Source organism: Flagellimonas amphidinii (genome assembly GCF_013090115.1).
GTDB lineage: Bacteria > Bacteroidota > Bacteroidia > Flavobacteriales > Flavobacteriaceae > Flagellimonas > Flagellimonas amphidinii.
In genome coordinates, this window is sequence record NZ_JABFNN010000021.1 from 146,251 (window position 1) to 169,000 (window position 22,750).

The window sequence follows — 22,750 nt, forward strand, 5'->3', positions numbered from 1 at the left end:
ATGTCCTTGACATTACACTCTTTTTTCAATTATGGGCCGAACAACTTCCTGTTGTGCATACATCCTATGGGAAGGCTGTATCATAAAAAGAAAGAGGCCGATACACGATAAAAAGGTTGGTTTTTTCATGGATTGTTATTCATACTATGATTTCAATAATTTCATACCGAAGCCCGGAGCATCGGACACCTGAATAAAACCTTCTTTGATAGGATAGTTGCCAAAATCGATATCCTCTGATAGACAGGTTACCCCTTCAATTGTTTCAATACTGCCCAAGCCCGTGGCCATGTGGGCCGTATAATTTGTTTTAACCCCTTGGCCCCAAGTATGTGGACTGGCAGTAGCACCTACTTTGGCCAATCGGGGCATAATCTTCATCCAATTGGTAAACCCAATGGCATGTATATCATTCAAATACGTATTTATCATACCCGATTCTATCTGTTCCAAGACCACATCTGGCTTGTTCGGGTCGACCCAAATCCATTCCCCATCGGCATAACGTGTATTTTCAAAGCCGTTATCGTCCATCCAATTCCTCAATCGTTTGACATCCATTTTGTTTTCTTCTGGAAAAGGCTCTTCGAACCAGTACAGCGGTATATCACCAATACCTTCTAAAAATGCAATGGTATCATCATAATCGTAAGCATTGTTGGCATCCACGAGAATATCCACTCCTTTGTCCTTGTACTCCTCATAAATCATTTTGGTCACCTTGATATCCATATCCATTCCCTCTTTCTTGGAAGGATACCATTTATGTCCACGGCCTATTTTTAATTTAAATTGACGATAGCCATAGTCATAGTCCCAAGCACAATTTTCCATTAGAACATCCAATCCACCTTGATGACCAAATTTTTCGGCAGGCAGTTCATCCATATAGATCATTCCACTATACACCTTATGCTCTTTACCGCCTTTGCCGCCCAAAATTTCATGTATAGGTTTATTCAAGACCATGCCCATAAGGTCGAACAAAGGCACATCGAAATAGTGTACATTAAGTCCGTCAGCTATTCCTGATTCCGGCGAAATAAGTTCCGATAGCTTTTTGCCATTAAGGATATCGAGCTCCTTTTTTACGTCCCAATTGGTGATTCCCCAGCCCATCGCCCCTTGGTCCGTATATATTTTGAGAATCGGCCTTCGCTGCTTTTGCCCATGCACATCGGAAACTCCATTTTTCCCCACCAATCTAGGCCATTCGTAATGTACCTCAGCCAACTCAACTTTGTCAATGGTATGCAATGACAGTTCATCTTTCGAAGACTTACATGAAGTGGTAAATAAAGGAACTCCACTAAACAAAAGTCCAGTAGAACCCAAGGTGGTGTTTTGAATGAATTTTCTTCGTTTCATGGAAATTATTTTTAACGTACCTGTTAATTTTATTAATCAATCCTCGACCACCGGAAACTGTGAAATACGTAGGGTGGTACAACCATAGGGAATCAATTCGATTTCTTCCAATTCGGTCTCCAACATTCTCGGCGGCCAAGTCGCTACGGGAATTTTACCCGTACTGCCATTGTATTCCTTCCAATAGGGTACTTGTTTCGCTTTCGTAAAAATCGATATGGGCGCATTTTCCAGATTCCAGGGCATGGCAGCGACGGCATCCTTTTCGACCACGTTAAAATCGTTGTCGTTCAAGGTTTTATTCAGGAATCCATAATTCCAAGGGGATTTCGGCACTACTTCGTAATAGGTGTTCTCCCATCGTTCCCGTGTTTTTTCCTGCCATTCCTCCTTGATTTTCAAGGCATAGAGCAAAGGGCCGCGTTCTACCGCTACCGACTTTTCGAACCATCTGGAGGTCTTTATTTTCATGGGCAGTTGCAGACTGACCTCATCGCCCTTCTTCCACTTACGGTTTATTTTCAAAATCCCTTTATCCGCCATGACATCCAACGCATTACCGTTGACCATTACTTTTGGGCTATCGCACCACTGGGGTACCCGAAGTTCAAAGGTAAAATCCACCGATTTTTCAGGGTTTACGGCAAATCGGATTTTGTCCTCAAAAGGATAATCGGTGGTTTCGTTTACCTTCACATCCACCCCATTTGCCACTTTGATAGTAGCTTCGGATGGACCGTAGACCAATGCCGCGATACCATTATCGGCCGTGGCATAAAACAGGTTCTGTACATATTTTGGCCAGCCTTGGTGCATGTTCGACACACAACAGGGGTAGCCCGTCAAAACCCCATAGACGTTGGCACTACCGTGATACTCGCAATCGAAATTCCGATGTTCATGAGTGACCTTTATCTGGTTGGCCTGTTGAAAATATTGCTTTCTTGTAAAATCATCGTTATGCTGGGTGGGCAGGACGTTGAAAGCGACCTTCTCCAAATAATCGCCGTAATATACATTTCCCGTAATCGGCAGCATACTTTCCAAGGAGTACATCAGCTCAACCGCCGAACACAATTCGGAACCTTGGGTGGGGTCGTTGCCGTGCAACAACTCATCGCCCCCGTACATACCATTGGCAAAACCATGGCCCTGTTTTAAGGTCTCCAATCCCTGATAAGGTGCTTTCAGAAAGAGCGAATCTTTACTTTGTTGGTAATAAATGGCCGGTTCCTTAAGGCCTTGGGCCACATTTACGCAGTGCAACTGCGCGTAGGGGTTTGCCTGCATCAACTCATTGCCCGAAAAAACATTCGTCCAGTCGAAAGTCTGTTCATGCAATAACTCACCCAATTCCAAAAGGTAGGGCTCCTTGGTGATGTTGTAGAGCCAATACACGATTTGAAGGTTATCGCCTCCGCGACGGCCTGCCCAATAGGTTACCTTATCGAGCCGCATTTCAGGGAGTTTTTTTAGCTGATACCTAAAATACCTGTCCATAAGCCCCAAAACACGCTTGTCTTCCGTTGCCGTATAATACTGTTGCAAGACTTTGAGCATGACCATTTTGGGCCACCAATCCTCGCTCAGTTTTTGTTGGGTGCCTTTGATGATTGGTGTTCCTTCTTTGTATGGATAAGGCCCGAAATAGCCGTTGTCCCGTTGGTTTTCAATGCTCCAATCCACCCATTTTTTTACCTTGGCCTTTAATTTTTCATCATCCAATAAATAAGCCAAGGGTGTTAATCCATCCAACCAATAAGGCCCACGTTCCCAACTATCGCCGGTACCTCCCAGCCATCCGTTATTGGCCCCGGCGACCACGGCATAGACCGAATCGAGATTCCCCGTAAGACCTTTAGCTTGTATTTTGAGCATCTCGTACAACCATCCCCTGGCCTTGATAGACCCCAAAGGCAACTGGGCATAGGGTTGTGCAATCAAGGGTTCCTGATTGGTAATGTAATGGTCATTTCTTTTTGATTGGGAATAACCCCATGACCATGAAACGCAAACGATGAGCAATGCTATTTTAAATTTCATATGTTTTATTTTGGATCGGTTTCCTGCAACAACCGATGGATTTCCTGTTGCCCCAAGGCATAATCGTACATTCGTAATGAAGCCATATAACCGCTATAATTTTCCCTTGTATCGGAGGCCCCGATGCGCATTTTTGCCTTTTCCACCTGAGAGGCCAAGGTCATGTTCTGGGAATTGTCGAGCTTTCCATCCACATAGACTTTCAAATTGATTCCATCAAAAGTCAGCACGATATGGTGCCATGTATTTTGAGAGGGTACGTTGGTATACGGCATATCGTAATGCCCTTCCAAATGCCCCGTGGCCCCATAATGGCCGCTATTGTAAAACAGGGCGGTAAAGGAAGCGGCCAAATTGTTCTTAAAGCGATCACACCATGAAAACAGGCATTCGTCCTTGGAATCCACTTCAGGATTTTTCACCCAAGTAGCTACCGTAAAGGCTCCGTTCCATTCCAATTGTCGGGGAACCGGTCTGTTGAGTACCAAGGCCCCTTGTTCAAACATAAGGGCATTTATCCCCGATTCGTCTTTCCCCAATGTTACCTTTCCTTCCTTTTCGAAAAATCCGCCCAAACTTCCCGTATTCAAAAACTGCCCTTCCTTGCTGCTTTTGGCATCTATGGCAACAAGCATGCTATGTGTGCTGGCAGTACCCGGTTTTTTGGCCAAGGGTTTGTTTTTCAATGGTAGTGGAAGTGGAAATTGTTCCCCATACACCTTGATGTTCCAAACAGCGGCATAGACCCCGGTTTTTTCACAGCCGGTAATCGTTAACCGGATGTAACGGGCCTTGGCCTTGGCATCATCGATCATAGGACTACCGGGGGTCTTGTTCCGGGTTCGATCCACATAGGTTTTCCACGAAGTACCGTCTTTGGAATATTCGATTTTGTATTGATAGTAATGGGTTGGGAATTCAAATTCGGTGGCAATCCGCCTTACCTTTTTCACCGCTCCCAAATCAAGGGTCAACGATTGGGGAAACGTATTATCACCTGCTTTCCACAGTGTAGCGTTATTGTTATCAACGGCATAAGAAGGCTTGTATTCGTAATCGTATTGGGTGGATTTCAAATGATAGAAGGACGAAGCCGTTGCTTTTTTTCCGAACGCCAAATCGGTGGGGACTTTCGAGGGCAGATTAAAGTGAACGCCCTTGCTGGTCGGAACTACCTTGGCAATGGTGGAATCGTTTTCGAACACCATGTTATCCAAACATACTTGCCTTGAAAGTCCGCCTGCAGTAAACGGATAATCGTGCTTGTGGTATATGATGTAGTATTCACCCCCTTTTTGCAAGACCGAATGGTGGCCCGGGCCATGCGTCGTTTGCACTTTGTTGGTACTCAATATAGGGTTGTTCTCGCCTTCGGTAAACGGCCCATACGGACTATCGGCATAGGAATAGCGCACATTATAGGTTTCATCATGACAAGAAGCCCCCGAATACATCAAAATGTATTTATCCCCCTTTTTCATCATATACACCGCCTCAAAAGGTTCCGGCGTCTGTTCCAAAGGAATATTCTTGGAATTCAACATATCGGCCATGGTATCCCCATTCAGTTGTCCTACGGCGTATCCGCCATTGTAATGCACCCAAGTACCCCAATAGCCATAGATTTTGCCATCGGTATCCCTAAAAAACTGCGCGTCAAGTGAAGGAAAGTCCTTTCTTGGGTATCCACTGGGGATTACGGCCGTATCATCCTCGAACAACTTGGTCCACGGCCCGATCGGAGTATCGGAAACATAGCCATAAATATTACAACCGATCTCACAATTGCCAAAATAGAGGTAATACTTTCCGTCATCGCCTTTTACGATATCAGGTGCCCAAAAATTGGTAATGGGCTTGGCCGTAAAGGGCGGAATATCCATAATATAGTTGTACCAATGCGTTAAATCATCGCTGTACCAAACCGTGGGCGCGCCCGAACCCAACATCTCGTTATCGGTAGTGGCGTAGATATAATAAGTATCCCCGAACTTTGTAATGGTAGGGTCGGCAAAATAACCCGGTAAAATCGGATTGCCCGCATTGGGGGCATTCACGGCTATGTCTTGTTGGGCATACATGCCGACCACGAAGACGAACATAAAAAGTGGTACTATTTTATACCTATACATTATCCTTACCATTGAAGCTGAACACTACTCTTGTTCAACGGAATCCTATACGCCCCCCTGATCTTTTCGTAGGGAAGGTTTATTTCCTTGTTCACCCGTAAAAAGGCATTCGGGGTATATTCTGTTTTGCCGTTTAATGTTAGTTCCACCGTACCCGTTTTGGTATTATAAACTACTTTTTCGAAGGTTCCAGCATCTAAAGTGAGCCACAGCTTTTGGGGTGCAATAAATAGTCTGGATCGGCCCGCCGTGGTCGGTTCGACTTCAATGATATCCCCTTGCTGTGAAAGATTCCCTCCAAAGGCCAACCATCCCAAATCGTCATTTTGGGTCAAATAGGTGGCCTCGTTCATGGCATAGCCAAAAAAGCCCGGGCCATTATCCCCCGAAACGTAATCGATGCGCAAAGTAGAGGGATAGGAATGGAAGGCCGCTGGCATAAAGCCATTCTGGGTGATGTTGGAAATGGCGCCCAAGGCACCGCCATAGCCTACCCTAAGCAGATACAAATCGGGGTTTTTCCGATAGGCCTTCAAAACCGGAATGGCATTCATTCCACTCCCGTAATGATGGATCTGGCGTTCTACCCTTGAGGTTTTTCCGGCCTGCCCCCCATACAGGAAATCCCAATACCTACGGGCATTGCCGTTGTAGCCCCAATGGGGTATAGAAGGCATATAGGCCAAGATGGCATCCAGGGTTACGCGCGCCTTATGGTCAAAACCAAAATAATCGCACCAGGTATATACTTCTTCCTGTCCGGTGGAGTCCCAAGGCATTTCACTACCAAAGGGATAGTCCAGTTCCTTCCACCGAGAGGCACGCTCCTTCGTGGTATTTTCCATGGTCCGGGCCATATCGGTCATGCCCTCTCGTTGTAGATCCAACAGGATTTCAAGGAAAACGGAACCTTCCATATTGCCGAACTGTGCATAGTAAGGGGCCAGCTCTACCATGGCGATTGACGTATGATAGGCCTTTTCCAAATACCATTTCCAATCGTGATTTTCCACCAAACCTTCATGATATCTGGCCAAACGGTACATTACCCAATAGGCCGCCGCCGCATGGGGATAATTGAACGATCGCCCAGGGTCGTTGGCGTGTTCTTGGTTCCAGGCACCCCATGTGTTATAGTTCAAAGTATCGCTATAGGTTCCCTTAGGCATTTTTTCAGGCTCGTAATAGAACATGCTCTTTTTTACGCCATACTTCTTGTCCCCCGAACTGTATTGCAGTCCGCCCCAAAGTGCACTGTCTATAAACTGTTCAAACTTTTTTACCTCCGATTTTTTAGGTCGAAGGAATTGTTTCATAATGGCGGCGACCCAGCTTCCCGATCCGGCCTCGTCGCTTAATCCGGCAAACCATACGCGGCCATCTTGAGTTAGTTGTCTTTTGGCCTGATAATCATAGGTGATTACGGAATAAGTTCGCCCAAAAGGGTCATTGGGGTCATCGAACCATTGCTCGTTGAACAAGAATTCCCCTAAATTTTCTACCACTTTTTCCCGGGATTCGATAACCTTGTAATTGATGCTCTGTTTGATACCATCGGCATAAGTAATTATGGCACATGACCTGCCCCATTGCTTTCCTTCCACTTGATATTCCACTGCACCCGAAGCGACCTTCCCTACTTTTTTAAACTGAAGGGCTTTCTTGGGTCGTACCTCAATAGAGATCACTTCATTGGTATATTTGAGGAACAACTTCGCCTTGTCCCCTTTCGGCAATACATAGCCGGGAACCCCTATGGCAACAGGACGATTTTCCTTTTCAAGGGTTTTCTGGATATTCCTAACATCCTCGGCAAGTACCAGTTTCAAGGAAAAGTTCCGGGTTTCATCAGCTTGCAAAAAGAGGGAGGTAGGTTGGTTCCACTGCTCCACGCCCTTCCATTCGTTCTCGGCATAGGCCTTGGAATGGGGCATCCATTCATGAAAACCTTCAAAAACAATACTTCTGGGAGTGGGGTCGTCCAATAATGGCCTATAGGCTTCAAAAGCCATATTCGCTTCGGGCAATACCAAAAGGGCCTGGCCATTTCCGTTTAATCGTTTTACCTCCAAATATCCAGCATCCAACCCTATATAAGGGTCATAAAAGACATTCTGCTTATGGGTCTCCTCCAGTGACTTGCCCTCCAAAATATTGTTGAAGACCATGGGAATGCCCAATGCTCCTATCTCTACTTTTTCCGAGGTCTTATTGGTGATGGAAAAACGCAATACCAACTGGTCATTGTGCAGTTCATAGTATCGTTTTATGGATACAGGAATGTCATTGGGCAAGGTATTGGCCAAGTCCGCTGCGGCTAGGACGGTACCCGTAGCTTCCAAAGGGGTAACGGCCTTGCGATGCGTTGCAGTGGAATAACTTTTCCATTGATCCTGTCCGGTCCTTATTCTAAGGTTGATGTCTCCCAAATGGTACAGCCCATCCTTATCACGGATTTCCAAGCGGTCGCTCGGGGTAAAATCGAAGTTGGGGTCACTTTTGGGTCTAAGAGCAGCGACCGTTTGGGAAGCGCGCACCAATTTTAATTGGAAATCAGGAGTGTCGAATTTCTGATAGACGTCGGCAATACCCAGTGTGGATTCTTTGTCCTGGATTTCACTCCAATACCCTTTACGTTGGGCATTTATGGTTGTGATACCAGTTAAAAATATAGTAGAAAGCACCCAATATTTTATGTTCATCTTTAGCATATTAGTTTGAGAAATTTTGCAATAATCTATAGTGCAAGTGATTTTGTATAGTTTTTTGATTTCTATTTAAAAGCTGTAGAAAATTTCCACTTGGTTTTATAATTTTTATTCAGAGGCAGGCCTTGCATCAGGCTCCGTAATAATTCAACAGGCATTCTACCTTCTTTCATTACCCTATCATGAAACTGTTTTTCAGTCCATCCTTTTGCCAGCATTTCATTTCGAAGTGCGTAGAACTGTAATCCCCCCATCATATAGGCCAATTGATATAAAGGCGGATAATTGGTTGTAAAGGAGCGACGTACCTCAGCTTCGGCATTGGCGTACTCATGCCCAACCTCGTCCACCAATAAATCTATACACTCCTGAGGGGTCATTTCACCCAAATGAAACTTCAATGAAAATATGATTCGGGCACAACGGTGTATCCTCCAGAATAACATCCCTAATTTTTGCTCTGGGGTTTGCGGAAAATCCTTGTTCCACAAAAGAATTTCCCAGTACAACGCCCATCCTTCTGTCCAAAAAGGTGTAAAAAAAGGATCTCGGTAACTTTTATGCCTGCTTGTCATGAAGTATTGCAGGTTATGACCTGGCAAAAGCTCATGCTGTACGGTTGGGAACGAAAAATTAGGGTTATTACCGCGCATGCTCATGAGCTTGTCATCATGATCCATGTCTTGTGTAGGGTAGGAAATACTGATATCTCTTCCCCCTGTAAAAAATGGATTGACCTTCTGACGTTCTGGGGTCATCATGATCATGCCCCAAGTTTCTTTGGCCAAATCCGGTAGGGTGATCAAATCTTTTTCTTCCACAAATTTTACCGAATGTGTGTACAAATCCATGATTGCCTGTGGTTGATCACCCGGTGGCACATATGTATTTTTGACATGATCCAATGCAGCTTTCCAATCATCTCCATAACCCAATTCGCGGGAAGCTTTAATCATTTCATGCTTACACCATGCAAATTGTTCCTCAGCAGTTTTTATTAAGTCTTTGGGTTTATATGGAATAAATTCCATGGCCAAACTTTCATTTAAAGCATCCTCACCTATGGGTTTCCCTATAATTCCACTGCCATCATCCTTAACACTATCTTGAGAATAATTCGTTTTCAAAAACGCTGCATAAGCGGTCAACCGTTCATTGAGCTTTTTGAAGGGTTGTTCTACCCACCAAGTAAAATCAGGGTCGTAAGAATAGTAGAAACTATAGGCTTCATCTACTCCTTTTTGAAACGAGAGTACTGCATTGGATGCTTTGTCCGCAGTTTGCCAATCCTTAAATGGCTTTGATTTTCTTACTTCCATTTCAGCTTCGATATCTTTCGATACATCTTGCATCAACTGAGCCAACGCTTTGGAATCTGGTTTTTTACCTCTTCTCCTAGCTTTGATGAAAGGCAAAATACTTTCACCAAAATTTACGACACTGGAAACTTCTTTAAAAGCACTATAATCCTGATTCAGGAAATAATCACCTTTGGTGATTAGATTTTTCAATAAGATGTAATCCACTTTTTCTTGTTGAATGAGTGAATTGAAATCAATTGCCGCTATTTTTTCCTCCCAAGCGTCATAAAAAGAAGAAAATCTTTTATAATATTCCTGGGATTCTTTCATGATGTAAGTACGATTCAATGCTTTTCTATCTGCTTCAAATTCAGTGACAACATCGGCCAATTTGCTAGTTTGTCCAATTCCAATTGAAGTGATGCATAAAAACATCCATAACACCGTTTTTCTAAAACCCATATTTTTCAAATTATGCTTCATTTACTTGTTGCTTTCTTACACCTATTCCAAAGTCACATCCAAATACACTGAATGGCGGCCGTAGGTTTCATAAAAGGGCTTGAAAACAATTCCATCGACAGTGAACTCCAATTCTTTAGGGTCGCCCTGTATCGTTTTGCCCAAATCATCCTTATTTAAGGTCACTTTTCGCCACGCTGTTCTAGGCTCTGACTCTTGAGCAACCATTAAAATTGGGCCATAAAATAAGCTGGCAATGTTTTGTTGGTCCATTACTGGATCCAAGTGAAACTGAAAAGGCATTTGAACATCGATCACATCTCCATTTTTCCATGTACGACTGAGGATTGCATAGCTTCCTGGTTCAGCTTTGATTTCTTGTTTTTCACCATTGATTTCAACCAAAAACCCTTTGGTGGCCCACTCTGGAACCCTAATGTTAAGATTAAACTTTCCACTACCTTTAACAGTCAACTGCGTATTATCTTCCTTTGGAAAAGCAGTTTTTTGTTCTATAGTGATATTTTTCTCGGTCCATTCTAAAGTGGAAGGGACAAAAAGATTTACATAAAGTGCTTTGTTGTCCTTGCTCCTCAAATAAATGGTATTCTGAAGTTTGGTGCTGCTCTCCAAAGCTGTTCCATTGCAGCATGTAAAGCCTTTCATATTTGGATTGCCAAAGTGTTTTACCGAACCGGGTCTTAGTGGCACGTGATAAGTATTCGCGGGACTATCTTCCGCCACTGATGCAAGAATGTGGTTATAAAGCCCTCGCTCATAATAATCCATCAATTCAGTTCGCTGGTCAAAAAGAAACAGGTTTCTGGTTAGTTTGAGCATATTATATGTAGCGCAAGTTTCATTTTGCCCACCTGATGAAAATCCGTTTTCGTAAAGTGTTGCTGGCTGGCTGATAAAACATTCAGCATTGGTCGGATTTCTTGCTCCGGCCACACCTCCAATACTGTACATATAATCGTTCACCGTTTTATACCAAAAATTATCGGCCACGTGATAATATGCTGCTGCATTGGAGTCGCGATAAGTCTCTAAAGCGCCTACAATCTGGGGTATATGCTGATTGGCATGCAAGCCGCGGTAAGTGTCTACGTTTTTTGCCAATCCATGGGAATGTTCAGCGTCTCCGTAGAACATTTTAATATTGTCAAACAGCTTTGCTGCTTCCAAATATTTGGATTCACCGGTAAGCCTATATAATCTTGCCATAGCTTCGTTCATTCCCCCATATTCACCAGCTATGTATCTGTTCCACATGCTGATAAGGGTTTCCGTGGACAATTGGCTCAAACGTGCATGCACCCAATCTCCCATACCTTTGGTAATTTCAAGGGCTTTTTCGTTACCGCTGATTTCATAAACATCCATCAAACCTGCAAGAATTTTATGAAGTGTGTAGTAAGGTGCCCAAATTTGTGTTTTTTTGGTGCCATAGGTAGCTCCACTTTCCAACATGATAAATTGATCTGGAGGATAAGCACTGATAAATCCTTTGCCCCAGTTCCAATAATCTGTGCGAATACTATCTACACTTAACTGAGAATCATAAGCTAGTCTTCCTGGCCCTGGTGGCACGGCGGTTGGGTCAGCTACAAACTCACCCCCAGTTGTTTTGGGTTCACCGGACATTTGTGATAATTCATACAAGGTATTGACCATGTATTCCATTTTGTCCCCAAAACTTGCTTGCAACTTTTTATCATACCCCGTACTTGCATAAGCTTGTACTATTGCAGTTAGATAATGGCCAGTGGCATGTCCGCGCAGCTTGGTTTCCTGACTATCCCATACTCCCAATGGTTCTGCTCCTTCAGGTTGTTCTTGTCCAAAAGCATCACGAAACATGTACAAAAATGCGTCTGGATTGGTCTTGGAAAGCGTACTTATAAATTTATCTCGGTTTTCAATAAACTTTGTAACGTTTCCGTGTGTATCAGAATTCAGGGTTACCTGACCCAAGGTGAAAGCTTCAAGAGTTCTTTCTGGCATGGCTGATTTATCTGCTTCAACCACTGTTACAATAGCTTTTGGTTTTAAATCCGTTCCAGAAATACTGCCTGTAATGGTATACTCACCTGTTTCAAGCACATCTGAATTATCGGTTGGAGCAGGCCAAAGCACCCTAACTTTTGGTCCTTTGATTCCATTGCTATAGGTTCCTTCCACAAAACGAGGCAATCTGGGAAGGTGTCCCAAAACGGTCTCTACCTTTACATCAGAAACATGGGTCAAATATTCCGTATATAATTGGGGAGTATCCTTGGAAAATTTAGGAAAATCTTCTTCTTTATTTTGTCTTTCATTTACCGTGACCTCTTCACCCTTCAAAGCATTGTAACGGATTCTATTTACCTGTTTGGTGCTCAATGGGATTCGGTAAATACGAAAGTCATGCAATTTGGCATTAAGAAAAGTTTTGTTGGAATTTATTGATTTTCCAATGTTCAACAGATTTTTCTTTGGAGTATCATTATCGAACAACTCATCCAACTCCAATTCAACATTATTGGCTTCTCCAACTAGTTTTCCATCTACATATGTGCTCAGGGATTTTGAAGGAGTATTAAGTACAATAGCCAAATGATGCCACTTGCCAACTTCTAAATTTGAAGAACTTGTTTGATATTTTTTTTGTTTCCCTAAGTTGATTTCAACTTGGCAACCCTCTTCAATTTTTGTTCCTGTTGGGGCAACAAAAAAGTGGGATTTGGAATTTTGACCAAAATCAAAAAAATACTGATTCTTGCGTATCGCATTTACATAAATCCAACCCGTAATACTCAGCGACTCTTCACCTATAATAGCATCTCCCGGAATGGAAACAAAAGTTGTATTGCTTTCGGATAAGGAAAGGACTTTGCCAAATTGTTCATCCTCTATAAAATTGGCCTTTGCTCCTTGTACTTTTCCATGTAAATTATTACGTGACCAATCTTTGACACTCCCATCAAAAATATAACGGGCTATCAATCCAGTTTCCCCAATTCCATCCAATATTTGATTGCCACTTTGAGCTGATATGGTGTTTACGCCCAAAAAAACCATCAAAGCGGATACTAGCCATTTGTATTGTTTCATAATCCTATTTCCAAATCCAATATTCATCACTTCTCTTACTATTATCATTTATGTGATTTTATGCTTACTCAATCGTAAATCTCCTCCCAAGAGAGTGGATCAACTTTTAATAGGTGTTTCACAAAAAATCCTTGCACTTACGTTCACCATATTCACCTCCAGAAGAATGTCCCATTCCTGGAATGGTGACCAATTCAAAGTTTTTGTCGGCCTTTATCAATGCATTCGCAAATTGCAATGTGGAAGCTGGATCGACATTTTCATCAACCTCTCCTAAAATAAGCATAAGATTCACTGGTTTTAAATAATCCCTAAATCGTAATGTGGGTTGAAACTGTTCCGAAGGACTGGATTCCACAAAATAAATCTTGCGATTATCACTTGGCCTTACTTTATAGGCAATTATTTTTTCTCCGTCCGGTGACCATTTTAAATATGACGAGTAGAAAAATCCTGGGAATCCGGCGTAGCATAGTTGGCTTTCTTCTTGGGTGGAATTGTTCTTGATATATATATTGGTGTTTTTAATATAAGCGGTCGATAAGGAATCTGGGGAAACCACCGGGGGATTAGTGGTTTCATCAAATATGTTTCCCCAATATCCCCAATCTCTGCGCTTTTTTGTTTCAATTTTTTCAACAATCTTTAGAACGTTGCTTGCTGGTCTATAGGATAGTTTTACTGTATCATAAATGAACTTATCCTTAAATAGGGAATCTATGGCAATAGCCTGTTTATACTCTTTTAAAATTCCTTGCCCAAAAGCGGCAAACGAATTTATAAGTATAAAAAACACACTTATTTTTTTGAAAAAAAAATCCATCATTAGAATATCATTAAAGCTATTGATTATACCTCAGCCCACCTCGGTTCATATTAACCAATACTGATAATATATTAACATTAACACAGGAAAAACCGCCAAAAAGGTGCGATTATTAACCAAATACAAAAAAATGGGTACTGTTGTGAATCATCAGCAACAATACCCAAGTTTTGTATAACCTAATAAAACTAATCTTTAAGGGAGTTAGGCAATAAAGCCTCTGGAAAAGATTGATAACATACTGGTCTTACCCATCTTTTAATAGCATGTGTACCTACTGCTGTAAATCTGGAATCCGTAGATGCAGGATAAGGTCCTCCGTGTTGCATAGAGGCACAAACCTCTACCCCTGTAGGCACACCATTGTAGATAATTCTACCCACCCTATTGACAAGGGCATCCATGATTTCATCCAAATTGAGACTATCGTTCTCCTCTGCAATCAAAGTTCCTGTCAACTGACCTTCAAGGCCTTCGATAACCGCAACAAGTTCTGCTTCGTCCTTACAACGCACTACCAAGGAAAAAGGTCCAAAAACCTCTTGATGCGTTTCAGGATTCATCAAAAAATCTTCTCCTGAAATAGTTGCAACCTGGGATGCGGCATAATTGTCCTCAACCTCCGTTGTAATCCTAGCAACACTTTCAACCCCTTGTTGCGCAATAATATTGGCACCATTTGTATCAAATCCCTTTTTAATATTGGGGTGAAGCATACATTGCGATGTGATGGCAGTAGTTTTAATTCCCAAATCATCTATGAAAGATTGAGTTCCTTCACTATCAATCGTCAACAAAAGTCCTGGATTGGTACAAAATTGACCGGTCCCCAAAGTAATAGATGCAGCATACGTATCTGCAATTTCACTTGCTCTTTTTGAAATAGCATCAGGGGTAATTACGACTGGGTTTATGCTTCCCATCTCGGCAAAAACCGGAATAGGTTCCTTTCGCTGGGCAGCCAAATCAAAAAGGGCACGCCCTCCTCTTATACTTCCAGTAAAACCTACGCCTTTTACTTTGGGGTGTTTCACCAAGGTAATTCCGGGCTCAACCCCTCCATTAACACTTGAAAAAACTCCGTTGGGCATACCAGTTGCTTTGGCTGCTTTAATGATAGCTGAAGCCACCAATTCTGAAGTACCGGCATGCATTGGATGTGATTTTAATATAACTGGACAACCAGCGGCCAACGCACTTGCAGTATCGCCTCCAGCAGTGGAATAAGCCAAAGGAAAGTTACTTGCCCCAAAAACAGCGATTGGGCCTAAAGGAATTACAGTTTTTCTATGGTCAAATTTGGGGAATGGCTCTCTTTTAAGGTCAGCTTCATCAATTGTATTGCCTCTCCAATCTTCATTGGAAATTAGCTCAGCAAAAGACCTTAATTGAAAGACGGTTCTTCCCCTTTCTCCTTTAGCTCTGCCTTCTGGGAGTCCAGATTCTGACATATACATCTCCACCAGCTCTTGGTTCAGTTCCATAATACCATCGGCAATGGCATTTAAGAATGCCGCTCTTTGCGTTCCAGAAACTCGTCTAAACTTCTTAAAAGCCTCCCAAGCCAACTCTGCGGCTTCCTCCACTTCATCATTTGTGGCCTCAAAAAAAGATATTGGGTTTTCTATATTCAGCTTTGGGTTTATTGTTTTAAAAACAACATCACCCTTTGCACTAGCTGTTTCTCCAATAAAGTTCTTTCCAGTTATCATTGTCTTTTATATGTTTTCGTAGTAAGCTATATTAAGTCCAAAACTTCAAGCCTTTCTTTTGCTAGTACATATCTTGCTCGAACATCAACAATTTGCTCCTGCGTTAATTTTTTACCATAAGTACGTAGCCCTCCATCTGTATCATTATGATGAATGCCCATAGCAAACTTAAGGTATTCCATAAGCAGTGGTTGAGCATCAAGGTATGCTATAGAATTCATAGCCTGGGAAATTTTGTTTGCCTCAGCCCATTCCCCTTTTAAAACATACTCCTGCATAGTAATACTAGCTTTTGGGAAGATAGTACCTACACCTGTAATCCCGCCACATGCTCCAGCAAGTCCTGCATGTACAGTGACACTGTCAACACCTGCTAAAACTTTTAAATCTTTGTTCTCTATCATCAGCGTTTCAATAGTTGAAACATCTGTAGTCGATATTTTAAGGGCAGTTACTTCAGGTAGAGCAGCAAGTCTTATAAGTAGATCTGTTGAGAGCGCATGATATCCGGCTGCATCAGGGTTGTTATAAGGCATAATTGTTACGCCTGCCTCTTTTGCGGTGGCTGCAGCAAGCTCATAGTACGCATACATTCCTTCATCTGAAGGCACCTCCTTCGTTTTTGGTGGCATGACCATGACTGTATCAACTCCAACCTTTGCTAGTCCTTCAATGATTTTGGCAAGCTCTTCCTTAGTTTCTGCTGCAGCTCCACTGATTAATGGTACATTATATTCCTTAGCAACCCCAGAAAGGGATTTTAGTAAAGAGATACGTTGTTCGTTACTCAGGTATCTATTCTCACCCAGAGTACCAGAAGCGACAAGTCCGCCCATTCTGCTTCCACCCTTACCCTGAGCATTTAAAACAGATGCGGCTAGTTTTTGTGTTATATCAAAGTCAATTTCAAGAGCGCCGGATTCCGACTCTTTTAGCCATGTGAAAACGGCTGGCATAACGACTTCCCATTTTATCATATTATATAAATTTTAAACAAAAATAAATGTCATATAGACTTCCCATTATCTAATTATTAGCGTGTTATTATACTTTATTACCATATAAAGGAGATTTTAGCTGTTTTTTTTATTAATTTATAAGAAAAAAGCATTGAAGGTTCTCCCGTTTAAAATTCCAAAACCTAAGAATGAAGCCTTAGTCTACCAAGTAGATATGGAAAAGGCTTTTTATGATCAGCTCCATCAACATGCTGAAATTCAAATAAGCTACATTTTAAAGGGCGAAGGATCTTTAATTGTAGGTGATTCCATAAACGAATACAAGTCTGGTGATATTTTAGTGATTGGTGGTTACATTCCCCATGCCTTTAAAAGTGATGTGAATGCATTTCCTATTTCTGAAATGTATACGCTCTTTTTTGACATTAACTCTTTTGGCAAAGATTTTTTTCACATTACTGACCTTACCCTTACCAGAGAATTTTTCAAAAAATCTGAATATGGCATGAGAATACTCTCCAATAGAGAGGCAATCATAGAAGAATTCAATAAACTACCTGCGCAGAACAAAGTGGAGCAGATAGCCACTCTGCTCATGATCATGAGTCTTATCTCTAAATCCAAAACCGAAGCACTTTCTTCCTTTGTGTATAGAAAAACCTATTCTGATGACGAGGGAAAACGCATGAACGATGTCTACAAATATGCGATGGAAAAATACAACGAACCCATAAGTTTAGAAGAGGTTGCTGATATTGCCAATATGAGCAGAAATGCCTTCTGCAGGTATTTTAAAAAACGTACCAATAAGACTTTCTTTCAATTTTTGATTGAAATACGAATAGAAAGTGCCTGTAAACTAATTGTAAATAAGCCTGAACTTTCCATTTCCATGGTTTCGGATCAATGTGGATTCAATAATATTGCAAACTTCAATCGAAAATTCAAGGAGTTAAAAGGGTGCTCTCCAACGCAATATCGCTCACAATTTTAATCAACAAAGTATCAATAGTAAATTACACCAATTATTTTTTTGATAAAAACCTTATGATTGATGAACTGTTCTATTGCCCTAGGAACAAATAAAATATTTTCATTTATTCGTTTTAGTCAGTGACCTTTATGTACTGTAAATAATCATTGTTTTTTGCCACTACAACATAAGATTCCTCCCCCACTTCAATAGTTGCCATATCCTTAACATCCCCTGATGCAAAGAAGCCACTTTCATAAGCAGGAATCGAGACAAAACCTCCCAGCCCATCACCTTTAAGAAACAATCCATAACCTGCGTCATTTCGAGGCGTTTCCACCTCTGAGGCATGTAAATTTCCAGCAATCAGAAGGTCTAGATTCCCATCCTTGTTATAATCTTGCACCAAAAATTGGTTTATACTGGACATTTGTGCTTCAATAGGCAATTCATGACTTACAAATCTTCCATCCTTATTTTCCAGATATATGCTAGCAAAGGATTTTATCTTGTAGTGCATTGATTTTTCCAATTGGTCCTGTCCGTATACTTCCTGAAGGGTGGCCGTGGAAAAACTTTCATAGTTTTTGAACTTGTCTTTAATTCCTGGTATTTGTTGGGACGAGCACTCCCTTCCCCTCACAGGGTATTGCTCACCTTGGTTATAATAACCTAAAACAATATCCCCTTTTCCGTTTTCATCAAAATCGTTGAAATAAATATCAAAGGTCTCATCTTCCTTGGCCTTGTATTTATAGTTGAGACCATTGTTGCCCAACACATAATCCATATCTCCATCATTGTCAAAATCCCCTTGCTGTATACTCCACCACCAACCTCTGGTATCTTCGGTCAATCCCATACTTTCTGAAACCTCAACAAAGTCACCTTGATTATTTTTAAATACTCTAATAGGCATCCACTCCCCTGCTACAATGATATCCTTCCAACCATCACCATCAAAATCTGTAATCGATGCACTGGTTGCCATTCCCAAGTTTTCCAATAGGTGGATTGCATTCTCGGAATAATATTTAAACTTTGGTTTTCCTTTTTCTCCGACGTTTTTAAGCAGATAACTATTGGCTGAGTTCGGATAATTCCCTGGAATCTGTCTTCCCAACACCAATAGGTCTTGCTTACCATCTTTGTTAAAATCTTCAGCATAAACTTTAGAACCACTTGTCAACATATTCGGCAATACATGGCTGGTTGCTTTAACAAAAGTTCCTTTTCCTTGGTTGATGTACAACCTATCCTGAAGCAGTTTGGAAGTTGGTGAAAACTCATATCCGCCGCTTACAACATATAAATCATTATCACCATCCATGTCCGCATCAAAAATGACAGCACCTATATCTTCTGAGACTTTATCTTTTTCGAAAACGGATATATTTTGCTCCTTAAATCCCTTTCCTTCCTGAAAAAAAATGGTCGCAGTATGTCCTGATGAGCCACCTACAAAATAATCATCCATTCCATCTTCATTTAAATCGCCAACCGCTAATGCTGGGCCAAAGGTTGACATCTTATGGGGCAGCAGAACCTGGGTTAGAAAGTCGTCGTTATAGTTCTCTTGATGTTTAAAATTCGGAAATGGACCTTGTTGGTCAGAAATGAACATTTTGGAAGATGCTGACTTTTCAGTTTTAGTAGCTGCTTTTGCATCTGTTGCATGGATGACCAGCTTTTGATTGGCTTTAATATTCTTCAGCACCTGTTCCTTACCATTCCACCAAACCACCTTTAATTCATCTATACTTTCAGATTCACCCAATCCAAAATGCAACTCTGGTGCCACTGACGATTGAAAACCCCTAGAAAGGGTCATTTCTTGAAACTGGGTCTGGCCATCAGATTTTAGATAAACCTTATTGCCCAATCCAAATTTGTTGTTCTTTTCTCCCTCAAACTGAACGGTTAAATAATTATTGATGACCACACTTTTATTTCTAAAAATAGACGCCTTGTCATCCAAATTGTTGGTGATGATTTCTAAATCCCCGTCATTGTCCAAATCAGCATAAATGGCTCCGGTTGAAAAACCTTCAAATTTGATATCCCATTCGTCATTCATCTTTTCAAAGATCATATTACCATTGTTTCTGAACATGAAATTATCAATTCGCTCCGAAGGCATATTAACTGAGAGCCCTAAAAACTCATCACGCCTAACGCTTTTTAAATCTGAAAAATAATCATGGTTGCTCACCTCTCTTCTTGTACCATTGGATACAAAAAGGTCTTTATTACCATCATTATCAAAATCAGCAAAAACGCCTCCCCAAGTCCAATCTGTTGAAGAAACTCCAGCCATTCTAGCAATATTGCTAAAATGTGGGATGTTGTCTTCTAAATAACCTGCATTGATTTGTAGGCAATTATGCATGTACTGATAATGGAACCCTGATTGTACTGTACTCCAAAACAGCTCTGGGTCCATACTTACCATATTGGCTTTTTGCCTTCTATTAATGTGTGAATCCATATCTGGTTGGTAGATATCAAGGTAACCGTCATTGTTAATATCGGCTATATCTACACCCATACCATAAAAAGCAGTATGGAAAGTGCTCTCTCTCAGCACATTTTTAAATGTTCCATCTCCATTGTTCAAGTAGAGATAGTCCGGTGTGCTGAAGTCATTGGAAATATAAATATCTGGCCACCCATCATTGTTTAAATCTCCGACCGTAGTACCTAGGGTAAGTCCGTATTGCGCTATTCCAGATTCAACTGAAACATCCGTAAACTTCCCTCCATCGTTACGATATAGATGATCCACTTCATTATAGGTGTGATTCTTCATTTTGTGCAAATAGTAAACATTTGGCGAATTAAAGCGGGCAGGAGGGTAATTACCTACATACAAATCTAAATCTCCATCTTTATCATAATCAAAATAAGTAGACTGAATAGTGCTTCCTTTATCTGCAATTCCATATTCGGAAGCTTTTTCAGAAAAAGTGCCATCACCGTTATTTATGAAAAGTTGGTTGTCCCTTGGCAAAAATTTACCACTTACAGAACAATAAATATCCAAAAGACCATCGCTGTTTACATCAGCCATGGTGACACCCGTATACCATCTTCCATCACCACCAACACCTGCTTTCCTGGTTACGTCCTCAAATTGAAGGTTTCCTTTATTGAGATATAGCTTATTGGAAACCTGGTTTCCAGTGAAATAAATATCAATAAGTCCATCATTGTTGATATCCCCAGCAGCCACACCGCCACCCATATAGAGGTAAGAATAGGTAAAATAATTCAGGGCATGACTTTCAGTAAGGTCATTGGAAAATTCAATTCCCGTTACGGAGGAAGGCATTGCTTCAAAAACTTTATTATCAATAAGCTCCTCATCATTTGAACATGCAAAAAGCAGGGCCAAACATAAACCAAAAAATAAAAACTTCCTTTTATCCATCAAAACTCAATTTCAGAATATCCCATAGCCTAATTTATATAAAAATTAAAAAAGCCAAAGAATGTCGAGGTTATCGCTTCTTTGACTTTTTAACTAAACTTAAACTAACTCAAATAAAAATCTAATAACCAGGGTTTTGCGCTAGATTAGGGTTTTTGTCCAATTGACTCTGAGGTATTGGGAACACTGCCCTATAATCTCCATTAGGAGTATGCGACAGCCAAGATTTAGTGGTATACACACCAAATCGAATCAAATCTTGTCTCCTATGGTGTTCCCCAACAAATTCCCATGCTAATTCGTCTAAGAAACGGCCGTATTCAATATCATCTCCACCTTCTAGATTAGTAATTACCCCATCCTCTTGGATGCCGTACTGATAATTACTGCCTTGCATCAATTCAGCTCCTGTAACAACAGCCTTGCTCGGATTGGTGTCCTTAAATGCCCTTTGGCGTATTTGTGTAACGATAGTAGCAGCTTCATCTGCCCTTCCTGTTCTCAACAGACACTCTGCCTTAATCATTAATGCATCTGTCAATCTATAGAAGGGGACATCATTAGACGTTGTTCCTATATTACCAGCTCCTATTTCATAACGTACAAAGCGATAGCCGTCATTATTTTCAGCTTCATCTACATTTTTAAAATAGTTTTTATATACCAATTGCGAATCGGGGTCACTTGGATCAACAAGTAAAGGGGCACCTGAACTTGTATATTGAGGGCCACCCAACCAAGTATCTGTAAGTCTTTGGTCATCCTCATCATAAGTATCTATAAACTGAGGTATAGCGGCACTCCCCCCCCACGGAGAACCTGAAAGGTCAAAGGTTTGACTACTAATATTCAAAAGGGTCTTATATGCCAAATATGACCCCCCTGCATTTACATTATCAAAAGGAATGGCATAAATAGTTTCTGAAAGGTTTTCATTCTCTATGGCAAAAACATTGGAAAAATCTTCAGTTAATTCAAAACCTCCATTATCAATAATGTCATTTACCTGCTCCAAGGCTTCCGTCCAACGCTCAGTACCAACATATACTTCCGAATTAAGGTACATTTTGGCCAAAGTCATTTTTGCTGCCCAAGTCGTTACTCTTCCATAGGTTGCACCTACATTGCCTTTCTCTGAACTAAGCAGTGGCATTACCTCGTTCAGTTCTGCAATAATAAAATCATATGTTTCTTGACTTGAAGATTGTTCTGGTATAAAACCATCTGGCACATCAAATGTTGTTACTACAGGGATATTTCTATAGTTATCGTACAACAGATAGTAACAGATGGCCCTTAATGCTCTCATTTCTGCAATATAATTTTCCACGCCTTCAGCATCTGGTAATTGTTCCAACTGCAGAATAGCTTTATTAGCATTGGTTATTGCCCCATATGCCCTATCCCATAAAGCCTCTACATGACTTACATCAGGATTCCATGTATGCTTGTGCATTGTAAGGTAATACCCTCCCCATCCTATACCTATTCGATTGGGGGTCACAATCAAATCGGAAGATTCCTCATAGATATCAAAAAGTCCGTCCCACCACCAATAGATGTTCCTCATATTTGAATAAGGCGTGGCAATAATCAAATCCAAATCATCTTCAGTAAATTCAGTTTCCTCAGCGATGATATCGCTGTATACGGTTTCACTTAAATCTGTACAGCCCATGATGAACAGACCTAGGGCTACAACAACCATTTTTATTTTAACATCTTTCATATCAAAGCAAT

12 protein-coding genes are annotated in these 22,750 nt (G+C 41.2%); 1 reads left to right on the forward strand and 11 read right to left on the reverse strand.

The window, feature by feature from the left end; all coding sequences use genetic code 11:
• Positions 1–144: 144 nt before the first annotated feature.
• The 9 genes from HJC33_RS01960 to HJC33_RS02000 all read right to left on the reverse strand — a co-directional run bounded on the left by HJC33_RS01960 (position 145) and on the right by HJC33_RS02000 (position 16,625).
• A complete protein-coding gene (locus HJC33_RS01960) occupies positions 145–1,368 on the reverse strand; it encodes an enolase C-terminal domain-like protein (protein ID WP_171657104.1) in 1,224 nt (407 codons plus the stop codon).
• A 36-nt stretch (positions 1,369–1,404) separates the two neighbouring features.
• Positions 1,405–3,411, reverse strand: a complete 2,007-nt coding sequence (locus HJC33_RS01965; RefSeq protein ID WP_171657105.1) for a beta-L-arabinofuranosidase domain-containing protein — start codon at positions 3,409–3,411, stop codon at positions 1,405–1,407.
• Between the two features lie 5 nt (positions 3,412–3,416).
• A complete protein-coding gene (locus HJC33_RS01970) occupies positions 3,417–5,543 on the reverse strand; it encodes a family 43 glycosylhydrolase (protein WP_171657106.1) in 2,127 nt (708 codons plus the stop codon).
• A gap of 5 nt (positions 5,544–5,548) precedes the next feature.
• Positions 5,549–8,245, reverse strand: a complete 2,697-nt coding sequence (locus tag HJC33_RS01975; protein ID WP_216366630.1) for a DUF5695 domain-containing protein — start codon at positions 8,243–8,245, stop codon at positions 5,549–5,551.
• A 71-nt stretch (positions 8,246–8,316) separates the two neighbouring features.
• Positions 8,317–10,035: a DUF885 family protein gene (locus HJC33_RS01980; RefSeq protein ID WP_246245461.1), complete on the reverse strand. Its 1,719-nt coding sequence runs from the start codon at positions 10,033–10,035 to the stop codon at positions 8,317–8,319.
• 21 nt (positions 10,036–10,056) lie between these two features.
• A complete protein-coding gene (locus tag HJC33_RS01985; RefSeq protein ID WP_313777725.1) occupies positions 10,057–13,158 on the reverse strand; it encodes a beta-L-arabinofuranosidase domain-containing protein in 3,102 nt (1,033 codons plus the stop codon).
• Positions 13,159–13,228: 70 nt separating this feature from the next.
• A complete protein-coding gene (locus HJC33_RS01990; protein ID WP_171657107.1) occupies positions 13,229–13,906 on the reverse strand; it encodes a prolyl oligopeptidase family serine peptidase in 678 nt (225 codons plus the stop codon).
• Positions 13,907–14,124: 218 nt separating this feature from the next.
• On the reverse strand, positions 14,125–15,648 hold the full coding sequence (locus HJC33_RS01995; RefSeq protein ID WP_171657108.1) for an aldehyde dehydrogenase (NADP(+)): 1,524 nt from the start codon (positions 15,646–15,648) through the stop codon (positions 14,125–14,127).
• 26 nt (positions 15,649–15,674) lie between these two features.
• Positions 15,675–16,625, reverse strand: coding sequence for a dihydrodipicolinate synthase family protein (locus HJC33_RS02000; protein ID WP_171657109.1), 951 nt, complete (start codon positions 16,623–16,625; stop codon positions 15,675–15,677).
• A gap of 133 nt (positions 16,626–16,758) precedes the next feature.
• Here HJC33_RS02000 and HJC33_RS02005 point away from each other — a divergent pair, with 133 nt between their 5' ends.
• Positions 16,759–17,601 carry an AraC family transcriptional regulator gene (locus HJC33_RS02005; RefSeq protein ID WP_171657110.1) on the forward strand — a complete coding sequence of 281 codons (843 nt, stop codon included), beginning with the start codon at positions 16,759–16,761 and terminating at the stop codon, positions 17,599–17,601.
• 112 nt (positions 17,602–17,713) lie between these two features.
• On the opposite strand, the gene HJC33_RS02010 is transcribed toward HJC33_RS02005, so the two are convergent.
• Positions 17,714–21,010 carry a VCBS repeat-containing protein gene (locus HJC33_RS02010; RefSeq protein ID WP_171657111.1) on the reverse strand — a complete coding sequence of 1,099 codons (3,297 nt, stop codon included), beginning with the start codon at positions 21,008–21,010 and terminating at the stop codon, positions 17,714–17,716.
• A 121-nt stretch (positions 21,011–21,131) separates the two neighbouring features.
• The gene (locus HJC33_RS02015) at positions 21,132–22,739 is read right to left on the reverse strand and encodes a RagB/SusD family nutrient uptake outer membrane protein (RefSeq protein WP_171657112.1); all 1,608 of its coding nucleotides are present in this window, start codon (positions 22,737–22,739) and stop codon (positions 21,132–21,134) included.
• Positions 22,740–22,750 lie beyond the last annotated feature (11 nt).

What these genes read in the sequence shown, in the direction of transcription:
- HJC33_RS01975 (WP_216366630.1), bottom strand. Translation starts at nt 8,245, where the DNA reads ATGAACATAAAATATTGGGTGCTTTCTACTATATTTTTAACTGGTATC.
- HJC33_RS02015 (WP_171657112.1), bottom strand. Translation starts at nt 22,739, where the DNA reads ATGAAAGATGTTAAAATAAAAATGGTTGTTGTAGCCCTAGGTCTGTTC.
- HJC33_RS02000 (WP_171657109.1), bottom strand. Translation starts at nt 16,625, where the DNA reads ATGATAAAATGGGAAGTCGTTATGCCAGCCGTTTTCACATGGCTAAAA.
- HJC33_RS01965 (WP_171657105.1), bottom strand. Translation starts at nt 3,411, where the DNA reads ATGAAATTTAAAATAGCATTGCTCATCGTTTGCGTTTCATGGTCATGG.
- HJC33_RS01985 (WP_313777725.1), bottom strand. Translation starts at nt 13,158, where the DNA reads ATGATAATAGTAAGAGAAGTGATGAATATTGGATTTGGAAATAGGATT.
- HJC33_RS01980 (WP_246245461.1), bottom strand. Translation starts at nt 10,035, where the DNA reads ATGAAGCATAATTTGAAAAATATGGGTTTTAGAAAAACGGTGTTATGG.
- HJC33_RS01995 (WP_171657108.1), bottom strand. Translation starts at nt 15,648, where the DNA reads ATGATAACTGGAAAGAACTTTATTGGAGAAACAGCTAGTGCAAAGGGT.
- HJC33_RS02010 (WP_171657111.1), bottom strand. Translation starts at nt 21,010, where the DNA reads ATGGATAAAAGGAAGTTTTTATTTTTTGGTTTATGTTTGGCCCTGCTT.
- HJC33_RS01970 (WP_171657106.1), bottom strand. Translation starts at nt 5,543, where the DNA reads ATGTATAGGTATAAAATAGTACCACTTTTTATGTTCGTCTTCGTGGTC.
- HJC33_RS01960 (WP_171657104.1), bottom strand. Translation starts at nt 1,368, where the DNA reads ATGAAACGAAGAAAATTCATTCAAAACACCACCTTGGGTTCTACTGGA.